Here is a 20,252-nt window from a genome sequence, read left to right on the forward strand (position 1 = left end):
CCGGCCAGGGTACCGGAAAACGCCCTATGTCGAGCTGCACCTGAAAGTGCAACCTGTGGCATGGGGCGTCTTTATGTTCGCGCCGTGCGCGAGCACATTACTTCGTCAATGCCGCAACGGTTTCGCTGAAATAGCGGCGCTCATGAAACTCTCCCTTTTTTCCCGTATTGAACGAAGAGACCGGGCGGTGATATCCCATCACGCGGGTCCAGATCTCGCATGGTTGACGTTCTTCATCGGACAGTGTGACGCATGCTTGCGCCATGAAGTTGCTTTGACTCAAATCGGACATAATGCTCTCCTGTGAATTCCTGTGGATATGAGGCTGAAAAACGACTGCTGCTGCAAATGACTGCAATGACTGCAACTGCGGTTGCTACGAGCAGGCGGACGCCATCGGGGCGATCAGGCCGGTTCGCGTTGCTTCCTGGCGATGATGTCTTCATCGCATTTCGGGCAAAAGGCATGACTGCCGCCGAGATAGCCGTGTTTCGGACAGATTGAGAACGTCGGCGTGATCGTGATGTACGGCAGAGAAAACCGGCCCAGCGCGCGCTTGATCAGCTTGCGGCAGGCATCGGCGCTGGAGATCGGGTCCGTCATGTAAAGATGCAATACCGTGCCGCCGGTGTACTTGCGCTGCAATTCGTCCTGACGCTCCAAGGCCTCGAAAGGATCGTCGGTGAAGCCGACCGGCAACTGCGAGGAATTGGTGTAGTACGGCATGTCGGCGGTGCCGGCCTGCAGGATGTCGTGGTAGCGCTTGCGGTCTTCCTTGGCGAAACGGTAGGTGGTGCCTTCGGCCGGCGTGGCTTCCAGGTTGTACATGTTGCCGGTCTCGTCCTGGAATTCCAGCATGCGGGCGCGGACATGATTGAGCAAGCGTATCGCCAATGCATGTCCCCAGGGATCGGTCAGGTCATGCTGGTTGTCGCTGAAGTTGCGGATCATTTCATTGACGCCATTGACGCCCAGTGTCGAGAAATGGTTGCGCAGGGTGCCGAGGTAACGTTTGGTGTAGGGAAACAGGCCATTGTCCATGTGCCGCTGTATCACCTTGCGCTTGATTTCAAGACTGGTCTTGCCGAGTTCCAGCAGATGATCGAGCGCGGCCAGCAGACCAGGCTCATCGCCCTTGTGCAGATAACCCAGGCGCGCGCAATTGATGGTGACCACGCCGAGCGATCCGGTCTGTTCGGCCGAGCCGAACAAGCCGTTGCCGCGCTTGAGCAGTTCGCGCAGGTCCAGTTGCAGGCGGCAGCACATCGAGCGGATCATGTTCGGCTTGAGTTCCGAATTGATGAAATTCTGGAAGTAGGGCAGTCCGTAGCGCGCCGTCATTTCGAACAGCAGTTCGGCGTTGGGACTGTCCCAGACAAAGTCCTCTGTGATGTTGTAGGTCGGAATCGGAAAGGTGAAGACGCGGCCCTTGGCGTCGCCGGCCATCATGATCTCGATGTAGGCGCGGTTGATCATGTCCATCTCGTGCTGCAGGTCGCCATAGGTGTAGGGCTGCTCAATGCCGGCGATGACCGGCACCTGATCGCGCAGATCTTCCGGGCAGACCCAGTCGAAAGTGAGGTTGGTGAATGGCGTCTGGGTGCCCCAGCGCGATGGCACGTTGAGGTTGTAGATCAGTTCCTGCAGATACTGCCTGACGTCGTTGTAGCTGAGATTGTCGGTCCGGATGAACGGCGCCATGTAGGTGTCGAAGGAACTGAAGGCTTGCGCTCCGGCCCATTCGTTCTGCAGCGTGCCGAGAAAATTGACGATCTGGCCGATTGCGCTGGACATGTGTTTCGGCGGCCCCGACTCGACCTTGCCGGGAACGCCATTGAGGCCCTCGGCCAGCAACATGCGCAAGGACCAGCCGGCACAATAGCCGGCCAGCATGTCCAGATCATGAATATGGATGTCGGCATTGCGGTGGGCCTGGCCGACTTCGGCAGGATAGACGTGACTGAGCCAGTAGTTGGCGATCACCTTGCCGGAGACATTCAGGATCAGGCCGCCCAGCGAATAACCCTGGTTGGCGTTGGCGTTGACGCGCCAGTCCAGTTGATTGAGATATTCGTTCATCGAGGCTTCGACATCGACCAGGGTCTTGCTGTCGTGGCGCAGCTTGCGATGCTGTTCGCGATAGACGATGTAGGCGCGCAGCGTGTCGCGATGGCCGCTGTCATACAGGACCACTTCAACGGTGTCCTGCACCTGTTCGACATGCAAGGCCGCAGCGCCGGCGGCAAGCAATCGGCGGCAGACTTCAATGCTCAGGACCTGAGCTTCGGCAACATCGAATTCTCCTGTGGCGCGGCCAGCGCGCAGCAGGGCCGATTCGATCTTGGCGGCGGCAAAGGGCTTGCTGCTGCCGTCGCGCTTGATGATTTCGCTATGGGTATTCGTTACATTCATGACATCTCCACAAAACACTATATATTGTGCCCAGGTGAAGATTAGTAACTAAATATAGTGAGGTCAATTGAAAACGCCGCTGCATTCAGTTTCTTTGATGTGGGTCAAAATAAGGAAATCGCGTTTCTCTTGAGGTGATATTACTGCTGCTTTTTTCCAGCTACGGGCGAGTGTTGCCGGCGGGTGTAGCGCAATTGCTGCCGGCAGGCGAGAAATGCCATGTCAGTATCGATATCGATGCTCTGGATATGTCGCTGGTGCCGGGCTGCGTATCGGCCGAGCCGAATGGGCTGATGTATGCCGAAATCCGGGATACCTTGATAGCGCTGGCGCAGCGCACGGACATCGTCGGCTTGGACCTGGTGGAAGTGTGTCCGCCTCTGGTCTGGATGTGGGTACCGGAGTGACGTCCTATCTTGCCGCGCATGTGATGGTCGAATTCATGGGGCATATTTTCTCGCGCTAAACAGGTTTCGGCGACGTTGTGGTCGGGCCGGAGCCGGTCGCAAACGTTGTGCAATTTTCATATGCAGGAATTCCTTTAGCGGCGTATCACTGCGGTTGCATCGATTTCGAACAGCATGCCGTCCAGAGCGAGACGTGGAACGGGAATCAACGTGCATGCAGGCCCAGGCCGTCCTGCCAAGAGCGTTTGCAATGCGGTCGCAAATATTTCCAAGCGTTGTTGCGAGTGCTCAACGATCAGTACAGTAAGTTTCACGACGTCGCCAAGATCGGCTTTTGCAGCGGAAAGGGCCAGTTGCAGATTGAGAAGGCCTTGTTGTACTTGCTCCGCAAAATCCGGCGGTAACGTGCCGTTCCGGTTTTCGCCTCCTTGGCCTGCCACATAGATGAAACGCGCGGGTGTTTCAACAATCGCCAGATGTGAATAGCCGTTACCACTTGGGTCGTACAATCCTTGTGGATTGAGGAAAACCGGCTTGGAGAAATCGGAAGAGGGTATGAGGGGAGAGGTGGACATCAGGCGCTCACTTTCAAAACAAGGGAGTGAGCAGCATAATTCCTAAACCCGACTTGAGGTCAAGTTGTGGTTTCAGGCGGGCTGCATGTGGTGCATTGAATCGAGGAAAGGGTGAAACAGGGCGCGACGCCAGCAAGATCATCGAAGATCATCGGTACCAATCGGTGTGATCACGTTGATCCGGCGCGTCAATATGGCTGACGTGCCAGCGCATTCTCTGAAGGTTATGGCCGCGACACGCTCGTTGGCACGCCAGTGACTTCCGCCACATTGAGCAGCAGCATCGGCGGATACAGATCCAATTGCCGAGATGTCCCCATGTTGATCAGCAAGGAAAAGCGTTGCAAGGTCGACGCCGGTATTTGCGACACAGGCTCGTGAGCGACAAGAATCTGCATCGCCTTGGAGGCAGCGAAGCGCCCCGTATTGGCGCCGTTGGAAAACAGGCCAAACATGCAGCGCGCCTGGCGTACGATGCTCTCGGTTGCACAGAAAGTGGGGAGGTGTGCATCCAGCGCTGCCTGGGTCACCAGATCCCGATTGGTAAAGGCCAGGAAAGTACTGGGACCGATATAAAGAAAGTCGGCTTTGCGCTCGGCGATGCCTCGGATCAGTCCCGGCAGTGCATTGGCATCGGGCTCTCCGGTTGACGTGAGGGGAATATCGGAATTGACCAGTTCGAACTTCTGCTCAGCCGCCAACTTTTGCAATTGAGCCCGTACCAGCGCCGAGTTGGGTTCTGCAGGATTATGCAGGTAGCCCAGTCGGGTGAAGGGGCGGTAGGCGCGGATCGCATTGAGTTGCACCGGCAGCGGCGCTACATGGCTGACGCCGGTAATGTTGCTGTTGTGCTTGTCGAGCGAACGCATCAGTCCTGCGCCCACCGGATCTGTCACTTCGGTAAAAACGATAGGAATGTCCCGGATGGCGTCCTGTGGAGGGGCATCCGCCTTGCCAGCCAGCGCCAAGGTAGTCGGCGTACCCCAGACATAGATCAGGTCCGGCTTGGCTGCACGTACTTTGCGCCGTAACTCGACGGCGTCGTCGGCACGGCCGGTAGCGCGGATCGACACATACCGCACCGACAATCCGTTGTGCTGCAGGTAACTCCTGAAACCTTCTTCGATATTTTGTTCTTCCCGCGGCAGTACCATGACAATGGTCACCGTGCCGACCGCCTGCGCCGCGGCGATGCTGTTACGCGGATCGGTAATGGTTTTTTGTGCAACCGCCGCCTGCGTGCCGTAGATGCCATAGAGCAGCAGGGCCAGCACAACGGCCACGGTACGGAACCAGTGTGCAATGCGGGAAAACGTATCAGACAGAGAATGCATGGAATGATCCTTGAAAAATCAACTGGCTCTGGGCAGGCGAACGGCGGGCGCGGGGCCTCGCAAGCCGAGCCCTATCCCGATACCGCCCAGCAGGAGCAGAATGCCGACTGCCGCAACGGCTCCCGACAAGCCTAGCAATGTGATGCTCAGTGCCGTCACGAATGGCGCCGTGATGCTACCGATGCGCTCGATCAGACGGAAAGCCGCAAGGGCCTGTTCGGGGGTGGCGCCGCGCGATCCGGCCAGGACGTCATCTTCGAATACCTCGGTGACCAGGGTGAGCTGTGGCGACGACTGGACTGCTTGTCCGATGCCCAGCAGGGCACAGCACGCCGCCATGCCCGCAATGCCGCCGATGATGGGTAGTTGCAGGCAGGCGGCAGCGGCCAGCAGGCAGCCCGCGACAATGAAAGGTTTCCGTTGGCCCAAGGTGTCTGACCAATGCGCCATCATCGAAGCAGTGGCTGCAAAGCACAGGAAGTACAGCAACATCACGCGCCCGGCAGTGTCGGCGGGCTGTGCGATTTGACGCATATAGAGCGGCACCACCACCACCAGCACGGTGACGGCGACCAGACGGGCGGGTACTGCCGAACCCAATATCACACACATGGCGCGTGGGTTCAGCAGCACGGCGGCATATCCGCTCCAGCCAGGACTGGCGGTTGGCACGGTACGACCATCGGAATTTGATGAGCGAGGCAAACGCAGCCGCAATATGGCAACTGCGGCGCCGACCATGCACAATGCGCAAGCCAGCATCGCATAGGCATCGCCAACCCGACCGGCCAGCATACCGCCGAATGGCGGACCGACGATGCCGGCAGCGACAATGGCTGCCGCCACTTCAGCCAGGCTGCGCGCACGCTGTGTCGCAGGCGCATGGCGCACGATGGCCGTCTGCACCAGGATCAGGCCAAAGCCATACGCTGCACCGCTGACGGCACGCAGTATCACAAGCACGTCGACATCACGCGCCAGCGCGGTGCAAGCCAGCGCTATTGCCCCTGCCGGGACGACGAGCAACAGCAAATGGCGCAGGTCGAAACGCTGTGCCAGCATGGGGCCGACCAGTTGGGTCAGCGCCAGCGTCGTCATGAAGGCAGCCACCGGCAGACCCGCCATCATGGCGGGCGATAACCAACCGGCCGAGGTTTGCATCTCGCTGGCGAACGCGGTAAAGAACGGACGCAATAACTCGTCGGACAGCGCGATGAGGAATACGGCAAGGCGTAACCGGGTCATCTGCCGACTGAAGTCGCCGACGGCATCGCCCGCAGGAGCGCTCACGGCCGCAATGCAGCGCTGCATTGCCTCGGTTTCTGCCTGCTCATCCAAACGTCGGCGACGTAATTGCGCCAGCCATCGCCAGGCGCGCGCCAGACGATAGTCGAGCAGCGGATGCAACAAGGAACGCCGCCATAGTCCCCGCGTGAGTTCTCGCACCAATACCGCACTGATGACCAGCGCCAGCACGAGGTCCAGCAGTATCTCGCCGAGCGCTTTGTCCACATAGTTGAGCGAATAGGCTGCGACCACCCGCACGCCGCTGCCACCGGCTGTGGCGACCTGCTCGGACAATGGCTCGCCGACATCGGCCGCCGCGCCGACATGCGCCAGTTTCGCGCCGTCGGGGGCGCGCAACTCCAACCACGATAGTTCAGGTGCTGCGCTCAGCCGCTCCTTGAACAGCGCATCCAGACCGGTCAGCGACCGCAGCGGCACGCCCAGTTGCAAGGCATGATCGATCTGCCCGGCCAGCGTGGCTGCAACCACGCTGGCATTGGCTTCGATTTGAGTCGTGACAAATGGACGGGCGGCTTCCCGTGCGATCCAGATCGTGGCCGCTGGCGCCAGCAGCAAGGCTGCAAGCAACAACAACGTTGCCTGACGTGGCGGCTGGCGCCCCTCGCGCTGTGGTGTCTCCGGCTGGTTCAGCATGGCCAGGGTGCGGCACGCCCAGTCGTACATGATCAGGAAAAGTATGCCGAACGTAAGCAAGGCCAGTGGTGCCGCTCTGATCACGATGTCCTGCGCCGCACCACGCGCCTGGGTTCGCAAGTAATCCGGATCCGACACGATCCAGATCGCCGCCGCCGGCGTGCCGGCAGCATCGAGCATGTTGGTTCCGGTAAGAATATTGCCTGGCAACGTGCGCAGCTCGATCGCCGACGCTGAGGCGGTATGCGACTGGTCGGTGTCGATTGGGCCGAACAGGCGTGCCGTCCAGCGCGAATCCACCAGGCGGCGCAATGCCGGGTCACCGCTCAACGCCACCGTCGCCCCTTCGCGGGTAGTAACAAAGCTCAGGAGCACGGCTGGGTCTTGACGCCGCAGACGTTGCAGGCGTTCCTGAAAGAACTGCAGGTCGCTGGCGGCCAACCCGAGACGCATCGCGCTTTCGCCTTCATCGGCCAGTTGCCGGATCACCCGATCGGTTCGATTTTGCGCAAGCGTGCTCAATACCTGTTCCACCCGCCAAGCGATGAGAAGCAGCGACAGGCCGAACAGGACGCCGCAGAACAAACCAGCGAAAAGCATTGCCTGCTGCCGCAGTTTTTTGCGGGTTGCAAATGTTTCCGGTGGAGAAACCTCTATCGTCTGCTGCATGCTAGACTCCGATTGCATTTTATTTTAGTTCCCGGCGCCAAAGAATCGCGCACCTCGGCGCTTGTCACGCCCCATGAGGAGATATTGTCTTGTTTTCATCGCGACATTCCCAGTTGCGGCAGCATTTCACGCCTGACGGTATTGCCTGCAACTCCGATTTGCATACCCGCCTGTTGCTTCCGGAGGACCAAGCGCTGTGGAGCGCACTGCGCGACGACGTGCTTGGGGCGCTCCCGGACCCCGACTGCTATGTGCGAGAGCGCGACGAGCAGGAGTTTCTGCTGGATCACTGTGCTTCTGGTGGCGAGACTATCGGCGTCTTTCATAGAGATGCCCTGGTGGCCTATGCCATGCTCGGACTTGTCGCGCCGGACGATCCTGACCATCTGGGCCGGGCACTGGGGATGAACGCCTCGGAGCGGGGCGCGACAGCCCATCTGGCCAGTTGCATGGTCCGACACGACTGGCGTGGCCTGGGCCTGCAACGCGCATTGCTTGCCGCGCGGCTGGCGCTGGCGCGATCGCATGGGCGTCATCTGTGCATCGCGGCCGTTTCGCTGCACAATCATTCGAGCCGTCACAACATGCTGCGCTTCGGCATGCATCTGGCATGGGCCGGCGACCTCAATGGCTTGCGCCGGCAGATCACCCTGATCGATCTGCACGGTGAGCTGAGTACGGCTTCCGACGACAACCGCCTCATCGACAGCCAAGACCTGGCCGGCCAGCAGCAAGCCTTTGCCGATGGCTATGTCGGCGTTGGTGAAATGCGCTTCCCGGATCGGCTCTGCCTGCGATTTGAACGACGTATCCGCGGCGGCGGCTTTTCCGCATCGATAATATAGATAAAAAGCCGCCTCCCGGCGACAGCGTAATCCGGCGTTCATCGGGTACTCCGGTAACGCATCATCAGGCAGGTGATATCGTCTGCTTGCGGACCGTCAGCTTCGAACTGTTTGATACGATCGACCACGTGGGTAGTAATCTGCTCCACCAATAACGCCTCTGCCTCCTTCAGCACGAGTGCCAGTCTCGGTTCGCCGAACAATTGCCCGGATGGATCAACCGCCTCGGTGATGCCATCTGTAAAGAGAAATAGACCGTCGTCCGGCTGGAGCGTGATGCTGCCTTGTTCAAAATGCATGCCGCCGGCAACCGCAAGCGCGATGCCACGGGTGTGGGCTAGACGCTCGATTTCACCGTTGGCACGCAATAGAAAGGGCGGATTATGGCCGGCATTGACATAGGAAAGGCTGCCGTTACGGGTGTCAAGAATCGCGTAGAACATCGTGACGAACATCATTTCTTCGTTATCCGCAGCCAGGAGGTCGTTGACACGTGTAATACATTCCGTCGCGCTGTCGGCATAGAAGGCTACCGCGCGCAGCAGCGTGCGCGAAATGGCCATGAAGAAGGCGGCCGGCACGCCTTTTCCGGAAACGTCGGCTACCACCAGTGCGACACGGTGCTCATCGAGATTGAAGAAATCATAGAAGTCACCGCCCACTTCCTTGGCTGGCAGCATGGTTGCGTGCAGCGACAGTTCCCGATGAGCGGCAAACTCGCGCGGCAGGATTGACGACTGCATCTTGCGGGCGATTTCCAGTTCCTGTTGCAAGGCAATGAACTGGGTCTTGGCGCGTAACGCCTCGCGTAGTTCGGACACTAGGCGATCAAGTTCCTGATACTGTTGACCGACCCGTCCCACCAGATTCTGGAATCCAAGCGCCAGCACGCCGAATTCATCGGCGATACGCTCCGAGCGCGGGTCGCTGGGAGATTCAATTGATTGCTCATGCCGGTGTGGGCTGCGGGCATGCTCGATGCGCTGCAGATCTTCCAATATGCCGCGCCGGGCGGCTTCGTCCAGACCCTGCGCCAATTGCATCATTTGCTGACGGATGAAACGCGCCTGCCGCTTTCCCTGACGTTCACGCGAACGGCGCAGTGTTTCCAATGCATCGATCTTTTCGGCAATGCGGCGGATCATCCGGTAAAGCAGACGAGATTCACGATTTTGCTGCGGAGGTTCCTGCTCGTCGGTATCGCCATCGGCCAACCGTGCAAGCTCATGCGTGGCCAGCGTCATCGGCACGAACTGCGCGCGCAGGTAGAGCAGCAAGGCACCAAGGCAACCCGCCAGGATGGCAATATAAAGAAGCGCCAGGAAATTATCGAAAACATCCAGCAACGGTGGCAACGGTAACTGTGCCAGCAGCGTCCCCAGCGCGTGGCCGCTAGGTGTGTTAAGCCCCAACGCCAGTACCATTCCAGCCTGACCGCCACTGGCGTCGATGAAGTTGACGTGGCCATGTCCGGTCCATTCGCTGGCCAGCGGCGCATCGCTGTCGAGCAGCGGATGGCCGCGCAGGTCGACTACGGCCACTTGCAGGCTGCGGGTACTCTCGGTCACGACTGTCTGCGTAGCCTGCAGGCGTTCGCGCAAGCGGGTCACACTGTCTTCGAGCGGATGCGCGACCATGATCAGGGCCTGTCCGGCAGGCTGCTGCGACGGGCTTCGCAGGTTGATTGCGCGCACCAGGCCAATTTGGTATTCATGAGCTCCGTTTTGCCAGACTCCATGGACCGTCGGCGTACCCGAATCGCTTTGACGCAGCAGATTCAGCGTCAGCGGATCAATGCGTGCAGCATCCTTGTGTTGTCCGCCTGCGGCGCGCAGCGTGCCATCAGCGTTGAAAACGGCAAAAAGCAGCGTCGAAGAGGCACTTTTGTCCAGTGCTTTTCCCAGCGTCTGGTCGCTATCGCTTTCGACGAGAGTGGTCATGATCGGATTGGCGAGCAGGCGATCAAGTTCGGTATCGAGCTGCGCATGATCCCGTTCGAGCACAGCTTGCCAGGCTTGCTGCAACACTTGTGCGCCATTGCTTAGCAAACGTCGCTGGTCGGCCTGGCGATATTGGATATGTATGCCATAGATACAAGCAGCCAGTACCAGCATGCCGCCAATGGTTGCCAGCGAGGCGCGCTGCAAAGCACTCAGGGTCCGTCCGGAGACACTGCCGACCGGCGCGGCCTCGGTGACGGGCGACTGGCGCACGATTAGAGGCCGGGCAAGCTCATCGAGGACTTGCACGATCTCCGGATCAAAGTGCGCGGCGCGCACTTCATCGATCTTGAGCAGCAAGGCTTCATTGCGTCGGCGCAGCCCATGCAGATGTTCGGCCAGGGTCGACTGGTATTGCGTGGCCGGATCGCTGATTCGCCGGTTCGGCAGTAGCGGCAGCAAGCCGTTGGCCAGCGCATCGACCGCTGCCTGTGAAGCTTTCAGAGGCAGCAGCAGACGCTGTTGCACCAGACGCAGCAGCAGTAGCGACACGATGCCCGCCAATACCAGCGCCGTCGCCAGCGACCACCACCAGGCCTGCCAGGGAGGGGCGCCGGCGACGCTGCCAACATGCAGCCAGCCGACGATGGCGCCTTCTGGTGAACGTAGCGGTAGCGCATCCACATACATTGCCTGGCCGATAACAGTATCGTAGCCAGCATCGTGGGCATCGACGGATGCCGTGAGTTCGCTCAGGAGACGTTTGTCGGCGCCGACACCGGCGAGGATATTGCCGTGGGCGTCAGTGAGCGCCATCATCCTGAGCATCGGATTATCCTTGACCAGGCCGGCGAACCATTCATTGACGGCCACCATGCGATCGATCGGAATCCGATAAAACAGTGCGCGCTCAATGTTGTTGGCCACGGCACGGCCGATCAACTGTGACGCTTGCTTGAGCTCCGGTGCCGCGATGCGTGCGGCCGCATGCTGCGCCAGCCAGCCCAGGCCGAGTGCCATGGCCAGCAGCACGCCCAGCGCCAGCAGCGACCAGCTCAACCAGAGTCTGCGTAGGCGCGGGTGCATCAACGGACCTCCAGATTGTCGATCCGGTCAGTTTCACGGTCGGTGCGCGCAAGATCCTGACGGATAGCGCGGCCTTGGGCAAGGGCATTGGCCAGTGGGCCGGTGAGCAGATCATTGCGGGCTTCACGCTCGCCTGCCAGCGCCGCCACCTGATGCTGCAAACGACGCTCGAGCGGGCGCAGCAGCATCCAGCCAAACATGCCGCCTATCAGCGTAAGCGCAGCAGCCCAGACAAGCGCAAGGATCCAGAAAGCACCAAATTGGCCAAAGGTGCCCGCTCGATTGGCTAGCCGGTAACGCAGCGCAACGCCCCCGGCGACTTCGCCAAAGCCATTGATGACGGAGCCGCACAACAGCCGGCCTTCGTCGTCCTGCGTACTCCAGTCGGTACGGGCCGAGGTCAGGCAATTGTTGCGCCAGGCGGCCGGGATGTTGGCGCCCACGCCGCCGCCATCGGTGGTAAAGACAATGTGGCCCTGAGCATCGAAGATATCTACAGACAGGATCACCCGTTCCTGTGCATGCACCTGTTCGATCAGTTGTTGGGTGGCCTTTTGCTCAGGCAACTGCAGGCCGACCTGAAGGCCGGATTCAAGATTGCCTCTGATGGTGTTGAGGCCGAATTCGAAGCGCCCCTCGCGCAAGGCTGCGCCGTGTTGCTCCAGGGCTTGCGACCATGCCAGGATGCCGGCACTTGCCATCAGCAACAAGGCCAGAGCCAGGGCCATCACATAAAAGCGGTTCAGCGTGAGCGTCAACAACCAAAGGCGCCTCAGGGGCTTCATGTCGTCATCGCCTCTGTGGCGGGGGCTCCAATCAGCTTCATACGGCTCGCCCAATCCTTCATTCCGTGCGCAGAAGAAATGCAGACGCCCCGATCGATCTGTCGCAGCGTCAGTGCATACGACGCATCACGGTCCCTCAACCTGCGCTTGATGCCTAGTCGTCTTTTCAAACCGTTTCCCCCATCCCATTAGAACGCGCCAGACGTGCTGTTCGCTTGGCGGCCCGCGCGATATTGTAGATTGAAACTTTGCCTCTTGTGTGTAAAATGCCTCGGTCGTCGCGCCGCGCGAACCTCGTCCTGGCCGTAATCCGCCGCTGTGTAGCGTCGCCAGACGGCCTGTGGCGGCATGTTACGGCGCCAGAGAGCGGAGCGGCACTGATATTGCTTATCCGGATGCGACGATGATCTTTACATTCTATTAACGCGCGGGCGCCGACGGCGAGCCGCGCATGAGGGGGAGAGCGGGGCATGCCTGTATCGGTAAGAGAGCTTGCTTACACCTATGGCCAGGGTCATCTTGCTCGCAAAGTGCTCAAAGGCGTGACGTTCGATGTGGCAGACGGCGAAGTCGCCATCATCACCGGGCCATCCGGTTCTGGGAAAACGACCTTGCTGACCATACTGGGAGCTTTGCGTACCTTTGACGAAGGCACGGTGGTGGTCAACGGGGTGAGTCTGCAAGACCAGCCGACTGCTGAACTTCTGCGGATACGTCAGCGCATTGGTTTTGTGTTCCAGCGACATAACCTGCTCAAATCCCTTCCCGTGTTCGAGAATGTCGAGTCGGGTCTGCATCTGCTGCCGGAATCCGATACAGAAATGAATCGTGCCCGTGCGCAGGCCATGTTGAGCGCGGTCGGGCTCGGTGACCGCGGCAATGATTATCCTGCCACCATGTCCGGCGGCGAACAACAGCGCGTGGCCGTGGCGCGCGCACTGGTACGCATGCCGGACCTGATTATCGCCGACGAGCCAACCGCAGCGCTGGATTCAAAATCCGGTCGGTTGGTGGCCGACCTTACGCGTGATATCGCCGGTAAGCTGGGGTGCGCGGTAATCGTGGCGACTCACGACGAACGGATCTTCGACATCGCCGACACCCGCTTGCATATGGAAGACGGCAGGCTTGTGAAGTTATGACATGTCTTCTGAATCCGCAACTCCCGTATGCCTTCCCAATAATTATCGTGCAATGAAATTTCCTCACTTGAGACAACGCTGGTCGTCCTGGCCACGCCACAAGCGAATCGCTGGCATAGTCGCCGGCGCAGCGGCTGTTGCCATGGCGGCGACGGCAGCCGTACACCGATCATCGAAGCCAGTCGCGAATGCGAGCCAAGCCGGGCCCGCCGCCATCGTGGCGCGCGGACACATCGAACCGGCTGGCCGCGTGCATGATGTGTACGGTCCGTCGACCGGCGGCACGATTGAACAGTTGCGGGTGGCAGAGGGAGATACGGTACACAGCGGCGATATTCTGGCGGTGCTCGATACGCATGCCGTGCGCCGGGCGGAAGTCGAAGTCGCCGAACGTGATCTGGAAGTGGCGCGGCGCGAACTGGAACAGATAGCGGCCGGCGCCAAGAAGTCCGATATCGCCGCCCAGCATTCCATGGTGGAAGTACGCAAGGCCCAGTTGGCGCACGCGCGGCAGCAGCTTGAACGTACGCAGGGCCTCCTTGCCATCGGCGCGACCTCGAACGCCGAGCTGGAACAGAATCAGATGGATCTGGGCGTGGCGCAGCACCAGGTGGCACAGGCGTCCTCCCAGGTTGTCGCATTGTCGGAAGTGCGGCCAGTGGATATCCAAGTGGCACGTGCCCGTGTCGAGCAGGCGCGCGGCAAGCTCAAGCAGGCAAGGGCAGAACTGGAGCGCACTCTGGTGCGAGCGCCGGTAGATGGCACCGTGTTGGCGATCAAGGCACGCAGCGGCGCCACCTTGAGCACAGAAGGCCTGCTATCGATGGGCGACATGGCACATCCGATCGTCGTGGCTGAATTTGATGAAACCGACGCGCCGAAGGTAGCGGCGGGCAGCGTGGCTGTGATTTCCTTGCGCGGTTCCGATCAGGTGCTGCGCGGCCGCGTCGACAAGGTGTTCAATTACGTCTACCTCAACGGACGACCGACTACCGAAGTACTCAAGGGGCGCGATGCAAGAATCGTGGAAGCGGAAATCCGCCTGGACCGGGGACAGCAAGTGCCGGCCTTGGCTGGACTGGAGGTGACAGTGAGTGTCCCGGTTGGCGCATCGATGAAATGAATTTGCCATTTTCCACCCGGCTGGCTCTGCGCCAACTGCAATACAAAGGATTCGGCCTGCTCGCACCATTCGCCGGCGTGTGCGTAGCGGTCATACTGGTGTTCATCCAGCTTGGGTTCAAGGATGCGCTCACTGGCAGCGTCCTCAATTTCGATCGCGCGCTGTCGGCGGATATCGTCATCGCCGGTCGGCAGTTTGAAACCATCGCCTATTCGCCGCCATGGTTTGCACGCAGCGCAATCTACCAGGCACAAGGCGTTCCCGGCGTGAAAAAAGTGACACCAGTTTATATATACATGGCGCAGATTCGCGCCAACGAAAGAGGCGATCTGCTCGCCACCCGCTTCATTGGCTTCGATCCGGCCGACGAGGTCCTGACTGTCCCCGGACTGGATGTCCAGCGCAGCCAGCTACGGCTGCCCTACACTGCCTTGCTCGACGCACGCTCACGCAATCAGTTGGCCGACATGGTGCCGGCGCTGGAGCAGGGGAAGACGCTACGTATCCATCTGCAGAATCCGGTCGCCGGCACAGCGACCCACATCGATATGATAGGCACCTATTCGCTTGGACCTGACTTTACCTTTCCCGGCAGCCTCGTGGTGAGCGATCTGAATTTCTATCGCCTGTTCCAGCAACCGGCGGACCGTGTCTCATTGGGCCTGGTCACGCTGCAGCCAGGTGGCGATCCTGAACGCGTGCGCAATGCGCTTGCCGCCCGTCTCGGGGACAATGTGCAGGTTTGGCTGCATCGCGATTTCGTCGAAGCTGAACGGCAGTATTTTACGTACCGTACGCCGGTGGGTATCGTCACAACTTTCGGCATCGTCGTCGGCATCCTGATCGGTGTGGTGTTCATCCTCGAAGTTCTGCATGGCATTATCGAAAGCAACTTGTCAGAATATGCCGTATTGCGAGCGATGGGCTACGGCAACGGGTTTTGCCTGGCGCTGGTGCTGCAACTTGCCGTGGCCGTGGCCGTGGCTGCCTTCGCCGCCTCGCTATTGATAACGCTGTTGTTCTACCGCTTGTTGGAACAGGCCACGCTGCTGAGCTTCACGCTGGAGCCGGGCATGACTTTGACGGTGTGTCTTGCAACGCTGATCATGAGCATGCTGGCGGTCGTATTTGCACTACGAAAATTGTTGAGCAGCAATCCAATCGATCTTTTCGCTTGATATTCGCCATGTCCGTCACCGCATTTTCCCGCATACCGTCCTTATCGCTGTTGGCAGTCCTTTGGCTGACGGCTTGTTCGCTGGCACCGGATTATCAACGTCCCGCCGCTCCGTTACCAACGCAGTGGCCCCAGGGCGAAGCATATCGAACACTCAAGAATGCCAGCGCCGCAGTGCCGATGGGCTGGCGCCGGTTGTTTACCGATGCGCGCTTACGTACGCTGGTCGAACAGGCACTGACCAACAATCGCGATCTCCGGGTCGCCATTCTCAACATTGAAAAGGCACGCGCCCAATATCAGGTGAACGGTGCCGCACAGTTCCCTACGGTTTCGCTCGGAGCTTCCAACGCATCTGCTCGTACGCCCGCGAGCGTGTCGCTGCTGGGCGTGGAAGCCACCACCCACCGTAACGACCTCAATGTCGGCATTACCTCATACGAAGTGGATTTGTTCGGACGCGTGCGCAATATGAAGGAATCGGCGCTGGCGCAATACCTGGCGACCGAGGAGGCACGCCAGAGCCAGGAACTGAGCCTGATCGCTGAAGTGGCATCAAGCTATCTGACGCTGGCGGCGGACAAGCTGCGCCTGAAACTGGCACGCGACACACTGGACAGTCAGGAGGCCAGCTACAGACTTACCCAAGCCCGCTGGCAGCAGGGTGCCGCCGCACAGTTGGATGTCTATCAGGCGGCCACGAGCGTCGAGGCCGCGCGCGCCGACGAGGCCACCTACAAGAGTCGCGTAGCGCAGGATATCAATGCCCTGGAACTTTTGATCGGCGCGCCGCTAGCCGAGTCGCTCCAGCCGCCGACGGAATTGGCGGCAATTGCCGAGCTGCCGCCGGTGCCGGCACAAACACCTTCCGACGTTCTGCAAAACCGTCCTGACGTGCTGCAGGCAGAGCATATGCTGCGAGCCGCCAACGCTGATATTGGCAGCGCGCGCGCAGCTTTCTTTCCGCGCATCTCGCTGACGGCCGCAGCGGGAGTGGCAAGCGACAGCCTGTCCGGGCTGTGGCGCAGTGGCGCTGAAGCATGGAGTCTGAGTCCATCGGTTTCCCTGCCGCTCTTTGACGCCGGCGGCAACAGGGCTAGGCTGGATGTGACGAAAGCGCAGTATGCGATTGAACTCGCCCGTTACGAAAAGACTATTCAGACTGCCTTCCGCGAAGTCGCCGACGCCTTGGCTGAAGCCGGAACTCTCGATGAACGCCGACGGGCACAGGACGCTCTGGCTGATGCCTCGGAGCATAGTTATCGAATCTACGAAGGGCGCTACCGCGGCGGCGCAGATACTTACGTCAACGTACTGACCGCGCAGCGATCAATGTACGCGGCACAACAACAGCAGATTTCGGTGCGCTTGGCACAACAGATCAATCGCGTCACTTTGTACAAGGTACTGGGGGGCGAGCGCTGAACTTGTCGTGTCCGCTTCAGGGCAATACCGGATAGGGCCGGCAGTCCATTTGGCTTTTACTGACGCTGCGAAGAAGGGCGCGTCCCGCCCGGGCTGTGCGGCGGAAGATCCGACTGCAGCCTTTTTCTGCTGTTTTTCGTATGCTACACTGCGCCGCGTTAGCGAAGGGAGGAGCGATGTCTGAATCATCTGAACTGTTGCTTGAGTTAAAAAATGATGTGGCGGAGATAGATCGTCTGGCTGAGGCGGTCGACGATTTCTGCGGTGAGTGCGGGCTGCCGCCCAAGTTGGTGTTCAACCTCAATCTGGTGATCGAAGAAGTAGTGACAAACGTGATCAACTATGCGTTCCCTGATGGCAGAGCGGACGAACCCATTTATGTGCGCATGGCGCTGGAAGGTGACGGCAGCACCAATTCGAGGGTGGTAGTCGAGGTTCGCGATACTGGCACAGCGTTCGATCCGCTGATGGGCGGTCCTCCTGATTTCGAACTGGATCTGGAAAAGCGCCCCGTGGGCGGACTCGGCGTGCACTTCCTGAAGACGCTGATGGACGAAGTATCATACCGTCGTACCGAACGCTACAATTGCCTGAGGTTTACCAAATGCATCGGTACTTGATCTCTTTATTATTGATACGCGTCGAGCTTGCGACGCCTGAAGGCATCTGAATCATGAATACTTCTTTTGAAAAGCTCGGTTCAATTCTTGTGGTTACCTTGACAGGCAAGATTAACAGCGTCAACGCAGCCCAGGTCGAGTCCGACATCATGGGGCAGGTGAGCAACGGCGAACGCGCATTGCTGTTGGATATGGACGCTCTTGAATATATATCCAGTGCCGGCCTGCGGGTGGTTCTCCTTGCTGCAAAAAAACTCAAGCAGTCCGGCGGTGTACTGGTGCTGTATGGGATGCAAAGTCAGATACGGGAAGTTTTTGACATTAGCGGATTCCTGAATATTTTGACCGTGACCGATACCCGTGAGCAGGCTCTAGCCATCTTTCCATCGCCAGGATAGCGAGAGGATTTACGGCATTGGATCGATTGCCGGATAAGGCTTCGTAACCTACGCAGTTGATCCAAGGTACGCGGGACATGCTCATTTTTTGAGCAAAGCGCTGAACAATAGGCACCACACCGAATTCCATCGGTGAAATAGAGTTATCCACAGCCTTGCACACAGGTTCTGTTGATAATGAGTCGCGCAAAGATATCCAAGATGACAGACGCGCAGCACTTTTTGACTTGAACCGTGTTTTCCATAGTTCGGCTCAAAATGGCCATCATTGCGTCGCCTGGTTCTTCGGAACAGGTTCTTGCTTTTGCCAGAAATAAATCAAAAACAAGGCCCCGAGTGCAAATACTGCGCCGGCATAGAACGTCGTTGTCGAACCATGCATTTCCCAGAACCAACCTGCAATAACACTGGCAAGCAGCATAGCGAGACCGCTGACGAGGTTGAATACGCCAAATGCGGTTCCCTTGAACTCGCTAGGCGTCGTATCGGCTACCAGGGTAGTCAGGATACCTTCGCTGAATCCCATATGTAGTCCCCACAGCGCTACGCCCGCCATTAGTCCGCCGATTGAACTGAACTTCGCCAATGCCAGGTCAGCAAGGATAAGCAGCACGAGCCCGATACCCAACAGCGTAATTCGGCCGATACGATCCGACAGTTTCCCGACGGGATAAGCCGATAGCGCATAAAACAATGCCATTACCACCATGACCGTGGGAACCCAGGTGGGAGCAAGACCAATTTGCTGCGCGCGTAATACCAGAAACGCTTCACTGAAACGGGCCAGTGTGAAAATGGCGCCGACGATGACGATCCACCAGTAGGAAGTGGAAAATTCCGGCAAAATGCTCCAGCGGATAGGGGCGCGAAATCGATGAATCGATGTATCTCGTACAGGCTCCTTGAGTCTGACGAGGATGATCCCCACCGAAATAAACGCAGGAATCACTGCAAACCACAATACGAGTTGGATGTTGCCTGAGAGCGCAGCCATAAGCAGGATCGCCACCAACGGGCCGAGGAACGCTCCCGCCGTATCCATTGACTGCCGCAGGCCAAAGCAAGCGCCACGTATTTCCGACGGTGCGATATCTGCGATCAGAGCATCGCGCGGCGCATCTCGAATTCCTTTACCGATTCGATCCAAGAAACGCGCAGCAAATACAGTCTCCACCGAGGTGGCCAATGGGAACAGCGGCTTGGTCAGTGCGGCCAGGCCGTAACCCAGTAGCAGCAATCCCTTGCGGCGGCCGATCAGGTCGCTGATGGCGCCGGAGAAGACTTTGACGATCATCGCAGTTGCCTCGGCGGTGCCCTCGATCACGCCGACCGTCAAGGCACTCGCGCCAAGGGTGCCGACCATGAAAAGCGGCAGCAAGCTGTGAGTCAGTTCCGACGAAAGGTCCATGAAAAGGCTGACAAAGCCTAGCGCCCATATCGCACGAGGAATAGCGGGTTTTTTTAAGCCTGTCGCCGCAGAATCCGATTTGTGGATCGACATGTAGTGGCCTTTGTCGGAATATGTCTGTTGGAAGAATCCAGCGCTCGATCCAGTCAGAAGAAATCGGCCTGGCCAATACTTTTCGGTACAGCGAGACAATGTGTTGGGCGATCCCGTCACCTGTCTTTGCACATGATGAATCATTTGCGGGTATTGTTTGATTCAGCGCTTCAATGCTACGCGTGTAAGAACCTTTTGTGTTGTAACACCAATCCGATGATTCGAGACGCCATCGGCTCGACAAGCATGTCACTTGATCTCCGGGCCGAGATTGAGTCATATCAAGGCAATTCCGAAGAGATGGCGTCGCCCCTGCTTTATCTGACGCAAATAATGGATACGCTTACAGTCGGTTTTGGTCGGTTTTTTTTTGATGCATTGCCGGATGCAACACTGCTCATCACCATATCCGACTCATCGCTTTCATCGCCGAGATTGGCGAACTGTTGTCCGACAGACCGATGATACGCAGTGAGCGCACCTCAACGGAGCAGAGTTCGAGATTATCTTCAGTATCTCGGGCGTGAATCTGATCGCGTTTGCAAACCAATGCGGTAGGTGGGATCACCTGATGAAATTGGGTGTCACGCCCGTACAACAAGAGGTGCGAGATAGTTGAGTAATCTGCGTCAGGAAAAGATATGCTTCAAGCGGATATCCGTCTATTCATAATGAAAACAAAATAATAAACAGCAGCATGAACAAGGGAATCGCAGACAGTCCAATTTTCCTGATCGCCGAGCTTGCATCTCAGGCCATGCCCATGTCGGGCGGTTGGCGTCTGGAGGCGCGGCTGAGACTGGTAGTCGGTTTTTTGCGACGTGCAGGAGGCCTGTTTCGGGCAATGAATTTCTGAGCAGGATGGCGCGAAA

Annotated in this window: 17 protein-coding genes; 9 read left to right on the forward strand and 8 right to left on the reverse strand. The window is 58.7% G+C overall.

The window, feature by feature from the left end:
- Positions 1-97: 97 nt before the first annotated feature.
- A complete protein-coding gene (nrdD, locus tag RV1423_RS03250; protein ID WP_034293007.1) occupies positions 98-292 on the reverse strand; it encodes an anaerobic ribonucleoside-triphosphate reductase in 195 nt (64 codons plus the stop codon).
- A 113-nt stretch (positions 293-405) separates the two neighbouring features.
- Positions 406-2,412 carry a ribonucleoside triphosphate reductase gene (locus tag RV1423_RS03255; RefSeq protein WP_034293009.1) on the reverse strand — a complete coding sequence of 669 codons (2,007 nt, stop codon included), beginning with the start codon at positions 2,410-2,412 and terminating at the stop codon, positions 406-408.
- 134 nt (positions 2,413-2,546) lie between these two features.
- Here RV1423_RS03255 and RV1423_RS30325 point away from each other — a divergent pair, with 134 nt between their 5' ends.
- A complete protein-coding gene (locus RV1423_RS30325) occupies positions 2,547-2,819 on the forward strand; it encodes an arginase family protein (RefSeq protein ID WP_034293011.1) in 273 nt (90 codons plus the stop codon).
- 134 nt (positions 2,820-2,953) lie between these two features.
- On the opposite strand, the gene RV1423_RS03265 is transcribed toward RV1423_RS30325, so the two are convergent.
- The 3 genes from RV1423_RS03265 to RV1423_RS03275 form a co-directional block, all read right to left on the reverse strand.
- Positions 2,954-3,394 carry a RidA family protein gene (locus RV1423_RS03265; protein ID WP_034293013.1) on the reverse strand — a complete coding sequence of 147 codons (441 nt, stop codon included), beginning with the start codon at positions 3,392-3,394 and terminating at the stop codon, positions 2,954-2,956.
- 224 nt (positions 3,395-3,618) lie between these two features.
- Positions 3,619-4,728: an ABC transporter substrate-binding protein gene (locus RV1423_RS03270; protein ID WP_051516443.1), complete on the reverse strand. Its 1,110-nt coding sequence runs from the start codon at positions 4,726-4,728 to the stop codon at positions 3,619-3,621.
- Between the two features lie 18 nt (positions 4,729-4,746).
- Positions 4,747-7,269: an MFS transporter gene (locus tag RV1423_RS03275; protein ID WP_034293015.1), complete on the reverse strand. Its 2,523-nt coding sequence runs from the start codon at positions 7,267-7,269 to the stop codon at positions 4,747-4,749.
- Positions 7,270-7,427: 158 nt separating this feature from the next.
- Between RV1423_RS03275 and RV1423_RS28905 the strand changes: the two genes are divergently transcribed.
- On the forward strand, positions 7,428-8,183 hold the full coding sequence (locus RV1423_RS28905; RefSeq protein ID WP_197034864.1) for a GNAT family N-acetyltransferase: 756 nt from the start codon (positions 7,428-7,430) through the stop codon (positions 8,181-8,183).
- A gap of 38 nt (positions 8,184-8,221) precedes the next feature.
- Here RV1423_RS28905 and RV1423_RS28435 read toward each other — a convergent pair whose 3' ends face one another.
- Both RV1423_RS28435 and RV1423_RS03295 read right to left on the reverse strand, forming a co-directional pair.
- On the reverse strand, positions 8,222-11,209 hold the full coding sequence (locus RV1423_RS28435) for a PP2C family protein-serine/threonine phosphatase (protein ID WP_081768668.1): 2,988 nt from the start codon (positions 11,207-11,209) through the stop codon (positions 8,222-8,224).
- Positions 11,209-11,994 (reverse strand): hypothetical protein, encoded by a 786-nt coding sequence (locus RV1423_RS03295; RefSeq protein WP_034293022.1) that lies wholly within the window; start codon positions 11,992-11,994, stop codon positions 11,209-11,211. The genes RV1423_RS28435 and RV1423_RS03295 overlap by 1 nt, the downstream gene beginning before the upstream one ends.
- 470 nt (positions 11,995-12,464) lie before the next feature.
- Between RV1423_RS03295 and RV1423_RS03300 the strand changes: the two genes are divergently transcribed.
- From RV1423_RS03300 to RV1423_RS03325, 6 genes are all read left to right on the forward strand, one after another.
- Positions 12,465-13,136, forward strand: coding sequence for an ABC transporter ATP-binding protein (locus RV1423_RS03300; protein ID WP_034293023.1), 672 nt, complete (start codon positions 12,465-12,467; stop codon positions 13,134-13,136).
- A gap of 52 nt (positions 13,137-13,188) precedes the next feature.
- The gene (locus RV1423_RS03305) at positions 13,189-14,259 is read left to right on the forward strand and encodes an HlyD family secretion protein (RefSeq protein ID WP_197034865.1); all 1,071 of its coding nucleotides are present in this window, start codon (positions 13,189-13,191) and stop codon (positions 14,257-14,259) included.
- Positions 14,256-15,437 carry an FtsX-like permease family protein gene (locus RV1423_RS03310; protein WP_081768670.1) on the forward strand — a complete coding sequence of 394 codons (1,182 nt, stop codon included), beginning with the start codon at positions 14,256-14,258 and terminating at the stop codon, positions 15,435-15,437. The genes RV1423_RS03305 and RV1423_RS03310 overlap by 4 nt, the downstream gene beginning before the upstream one ends.
- Before the next feature lie 8 nt (positions 15,438-15,445).
- Entirely contained in the window at positions 15,446-16,861 is a 1,416-nt protein-coding gene (locus RV1423_RS03315; protein ID WP_034293179.1) for an efflux transporter outer membrane subunit, read from the forward strand.
- A gap of 176 nt (positions 16,862-17,037) precedes the next feature.
- Positions 17,038-17,481 carry an ATP-binding protein gene (locus RV1423_RS03320; RefSeq protein WP_034293029.1) on the forward strand — a complete coding sequence of 148 codons (444 nt, stop codon included), beginning with the start codon at positions 17,038-17,040 and terminating at the stop codon, positions 17,479-17,481.
- 53 nt (positions 17,482-17,534) lie between these two features.
- Positions 17,535-17,879: an STAS domain-containing protein gene (locus RV1423_RS03325; protein ID WP_034293031.1), complete on the forward strand. Its 345-nt coding sequence runs from the start codon at positions 17,535-17,537 to the stop codon at positions 17,877-17,879.
- A 265-nt stretch (positions 17,880-18,144) separates the two neighbouring features.
- Here RV1423_RS03325 and RV1423_RS03330 read toward each other — a convergent pair whose 3' ends face one another.
- Positions 18,145-19,380, reverse strand: coding sequence for an MFS transporter (locus RV1423_RS03330; RefSeq protein WP_034293033.1), 1,236 nt, complete (start codon positions 19,378-19,380; stop codon positions 18,145-18,147).
- A 697-nt stretch (positions 19,381-20,077) separates the two neighbouring features.
- Between RV1423_RS03330 and RV1423_RS29655 the strand changes: the two genes are divergently transcribed.
- Complete coding sequence (locus RV1423_RS29655) at positions 20,078-20,236, forward strand: hypothetical protein (protein WP_155835010.1); 159 nt, start codon at positions 20,078-20,080, stop codon at positions 20,234-20,236.
- Positions 20,237-20,252 lie beyond the last annotated feature (16 nt).

The sequence above is a fragment of the Herbaspirillum sp. RV1423 genome, from assembly GCF_000577615.1.
Classification (GTDB): domain Bacteria; phylum Pseudomonadota; class Gammaproteobacteria; order Burkholderiales; family Burkholderiaceae_D; genus Herbaspirillum.

Coding starts and splice junctions, on each gene's coding strand:
- nrdD (WP_034293007.1), bottom strand. CDS start 292: ATGTCCGATTTGAGTCAAAGCAACTTCATGGCGCAAGCATGCGTCACA.
- RV1423_RS03255 (WP_034293009.1), bottom strand. CDS start 2,412: ATGAATGTAACGAATACCCATAGCGAAATCATCAAGCGCGACGGCAGC.
- RV1423_RS03265 (WP_034293013.1), bottom strand. CDS start 3,394: ATGTCCACCTCTCCCCTCATACCCTCTTCCGATTTCTCCAAGCCGGTT.
- RV1423_RS03270 (WP_051516443.1), bottom strand. CDS start 4,728: ATGCATTCTCTGTCTGATACGTTTTCCCGCATTGCACACTGGTTCCGT.
- RV1423_RS03275 (WP_034293015.1), bottom strand. CDS start 7,269: ATGCTTTTCGCTGGTTTGTTCTGCGGCGTCCTGTTCGGCCTGTCGCTG.
- RV1423_RS28435 (WP_081768668.1), bottom strand. CDS start 11,209: ATGCACCCGCGCCTACGCAGACTCTGGTTGAGCTGGTCGCTGCTGGCG.
- RV1423_RS03295 (WP_034293022.1), bottom strand. CDS start 11,994: ATGAAGCCCCTGAGGCGCCTTTGGTTGTTGACGCTCACGCTGAACCGC.
- RV1423_RS03300 (WP_034293023.1), top strand. CDS start 12,465: ATGCCTGTATCGGTAAGAGAGCTTGCTTACACCTATGGCCAGGGTCAT.
- RV1423_RS03305 (WP_197034865.1), top strand. CDS start 13,189: ATGAAATTTCCTCACTTGAGACAACGCTGGTCGTCCTGGCCACGCCAC.
- RV1423_RS03310 (WP_081768670.1), top strand. CDS start 14,256: ATGAATTTGCCATTTTCCACCCGGCTGGCTCTGCGCCAACTGCAATAC.
- RV1423_RS03315 (WP_034293179.1), top strand. CDS start 15,446: ATGTCCGTCACCGCATTTTCCCGCATACCGTCCTTATCGCTGTTGGCA.
- RV1423_RS03320 (WP_034293029.1), top strand. CDS start 17,038: ATGTCTGAATCATCTGAACTGTTGCTTGAGTTAAAAAATGATGTGGCG.
- RV1423_RS03325 (WP_034293031.1), top strand. CDS start 17,535: ATGAATACTTCTTTTGAAAAGCTCGGTTCAATTCTTGTGGTTACCTTG.
- RV1423_RS03330 (WP_034293033.1), bottom strand. CDS start 19,380: ATGTCGATCCACAAATCGGATTCTGCGGCGACAGGCTTAAAAAAACCC.
- RV1423_RS29655 (WP_155835010.1), top strand. CDS start 20,078: ATGAACAAGGGAATCGCAGACAGTCCAATTTTCCTGATCGCCGAGCTT.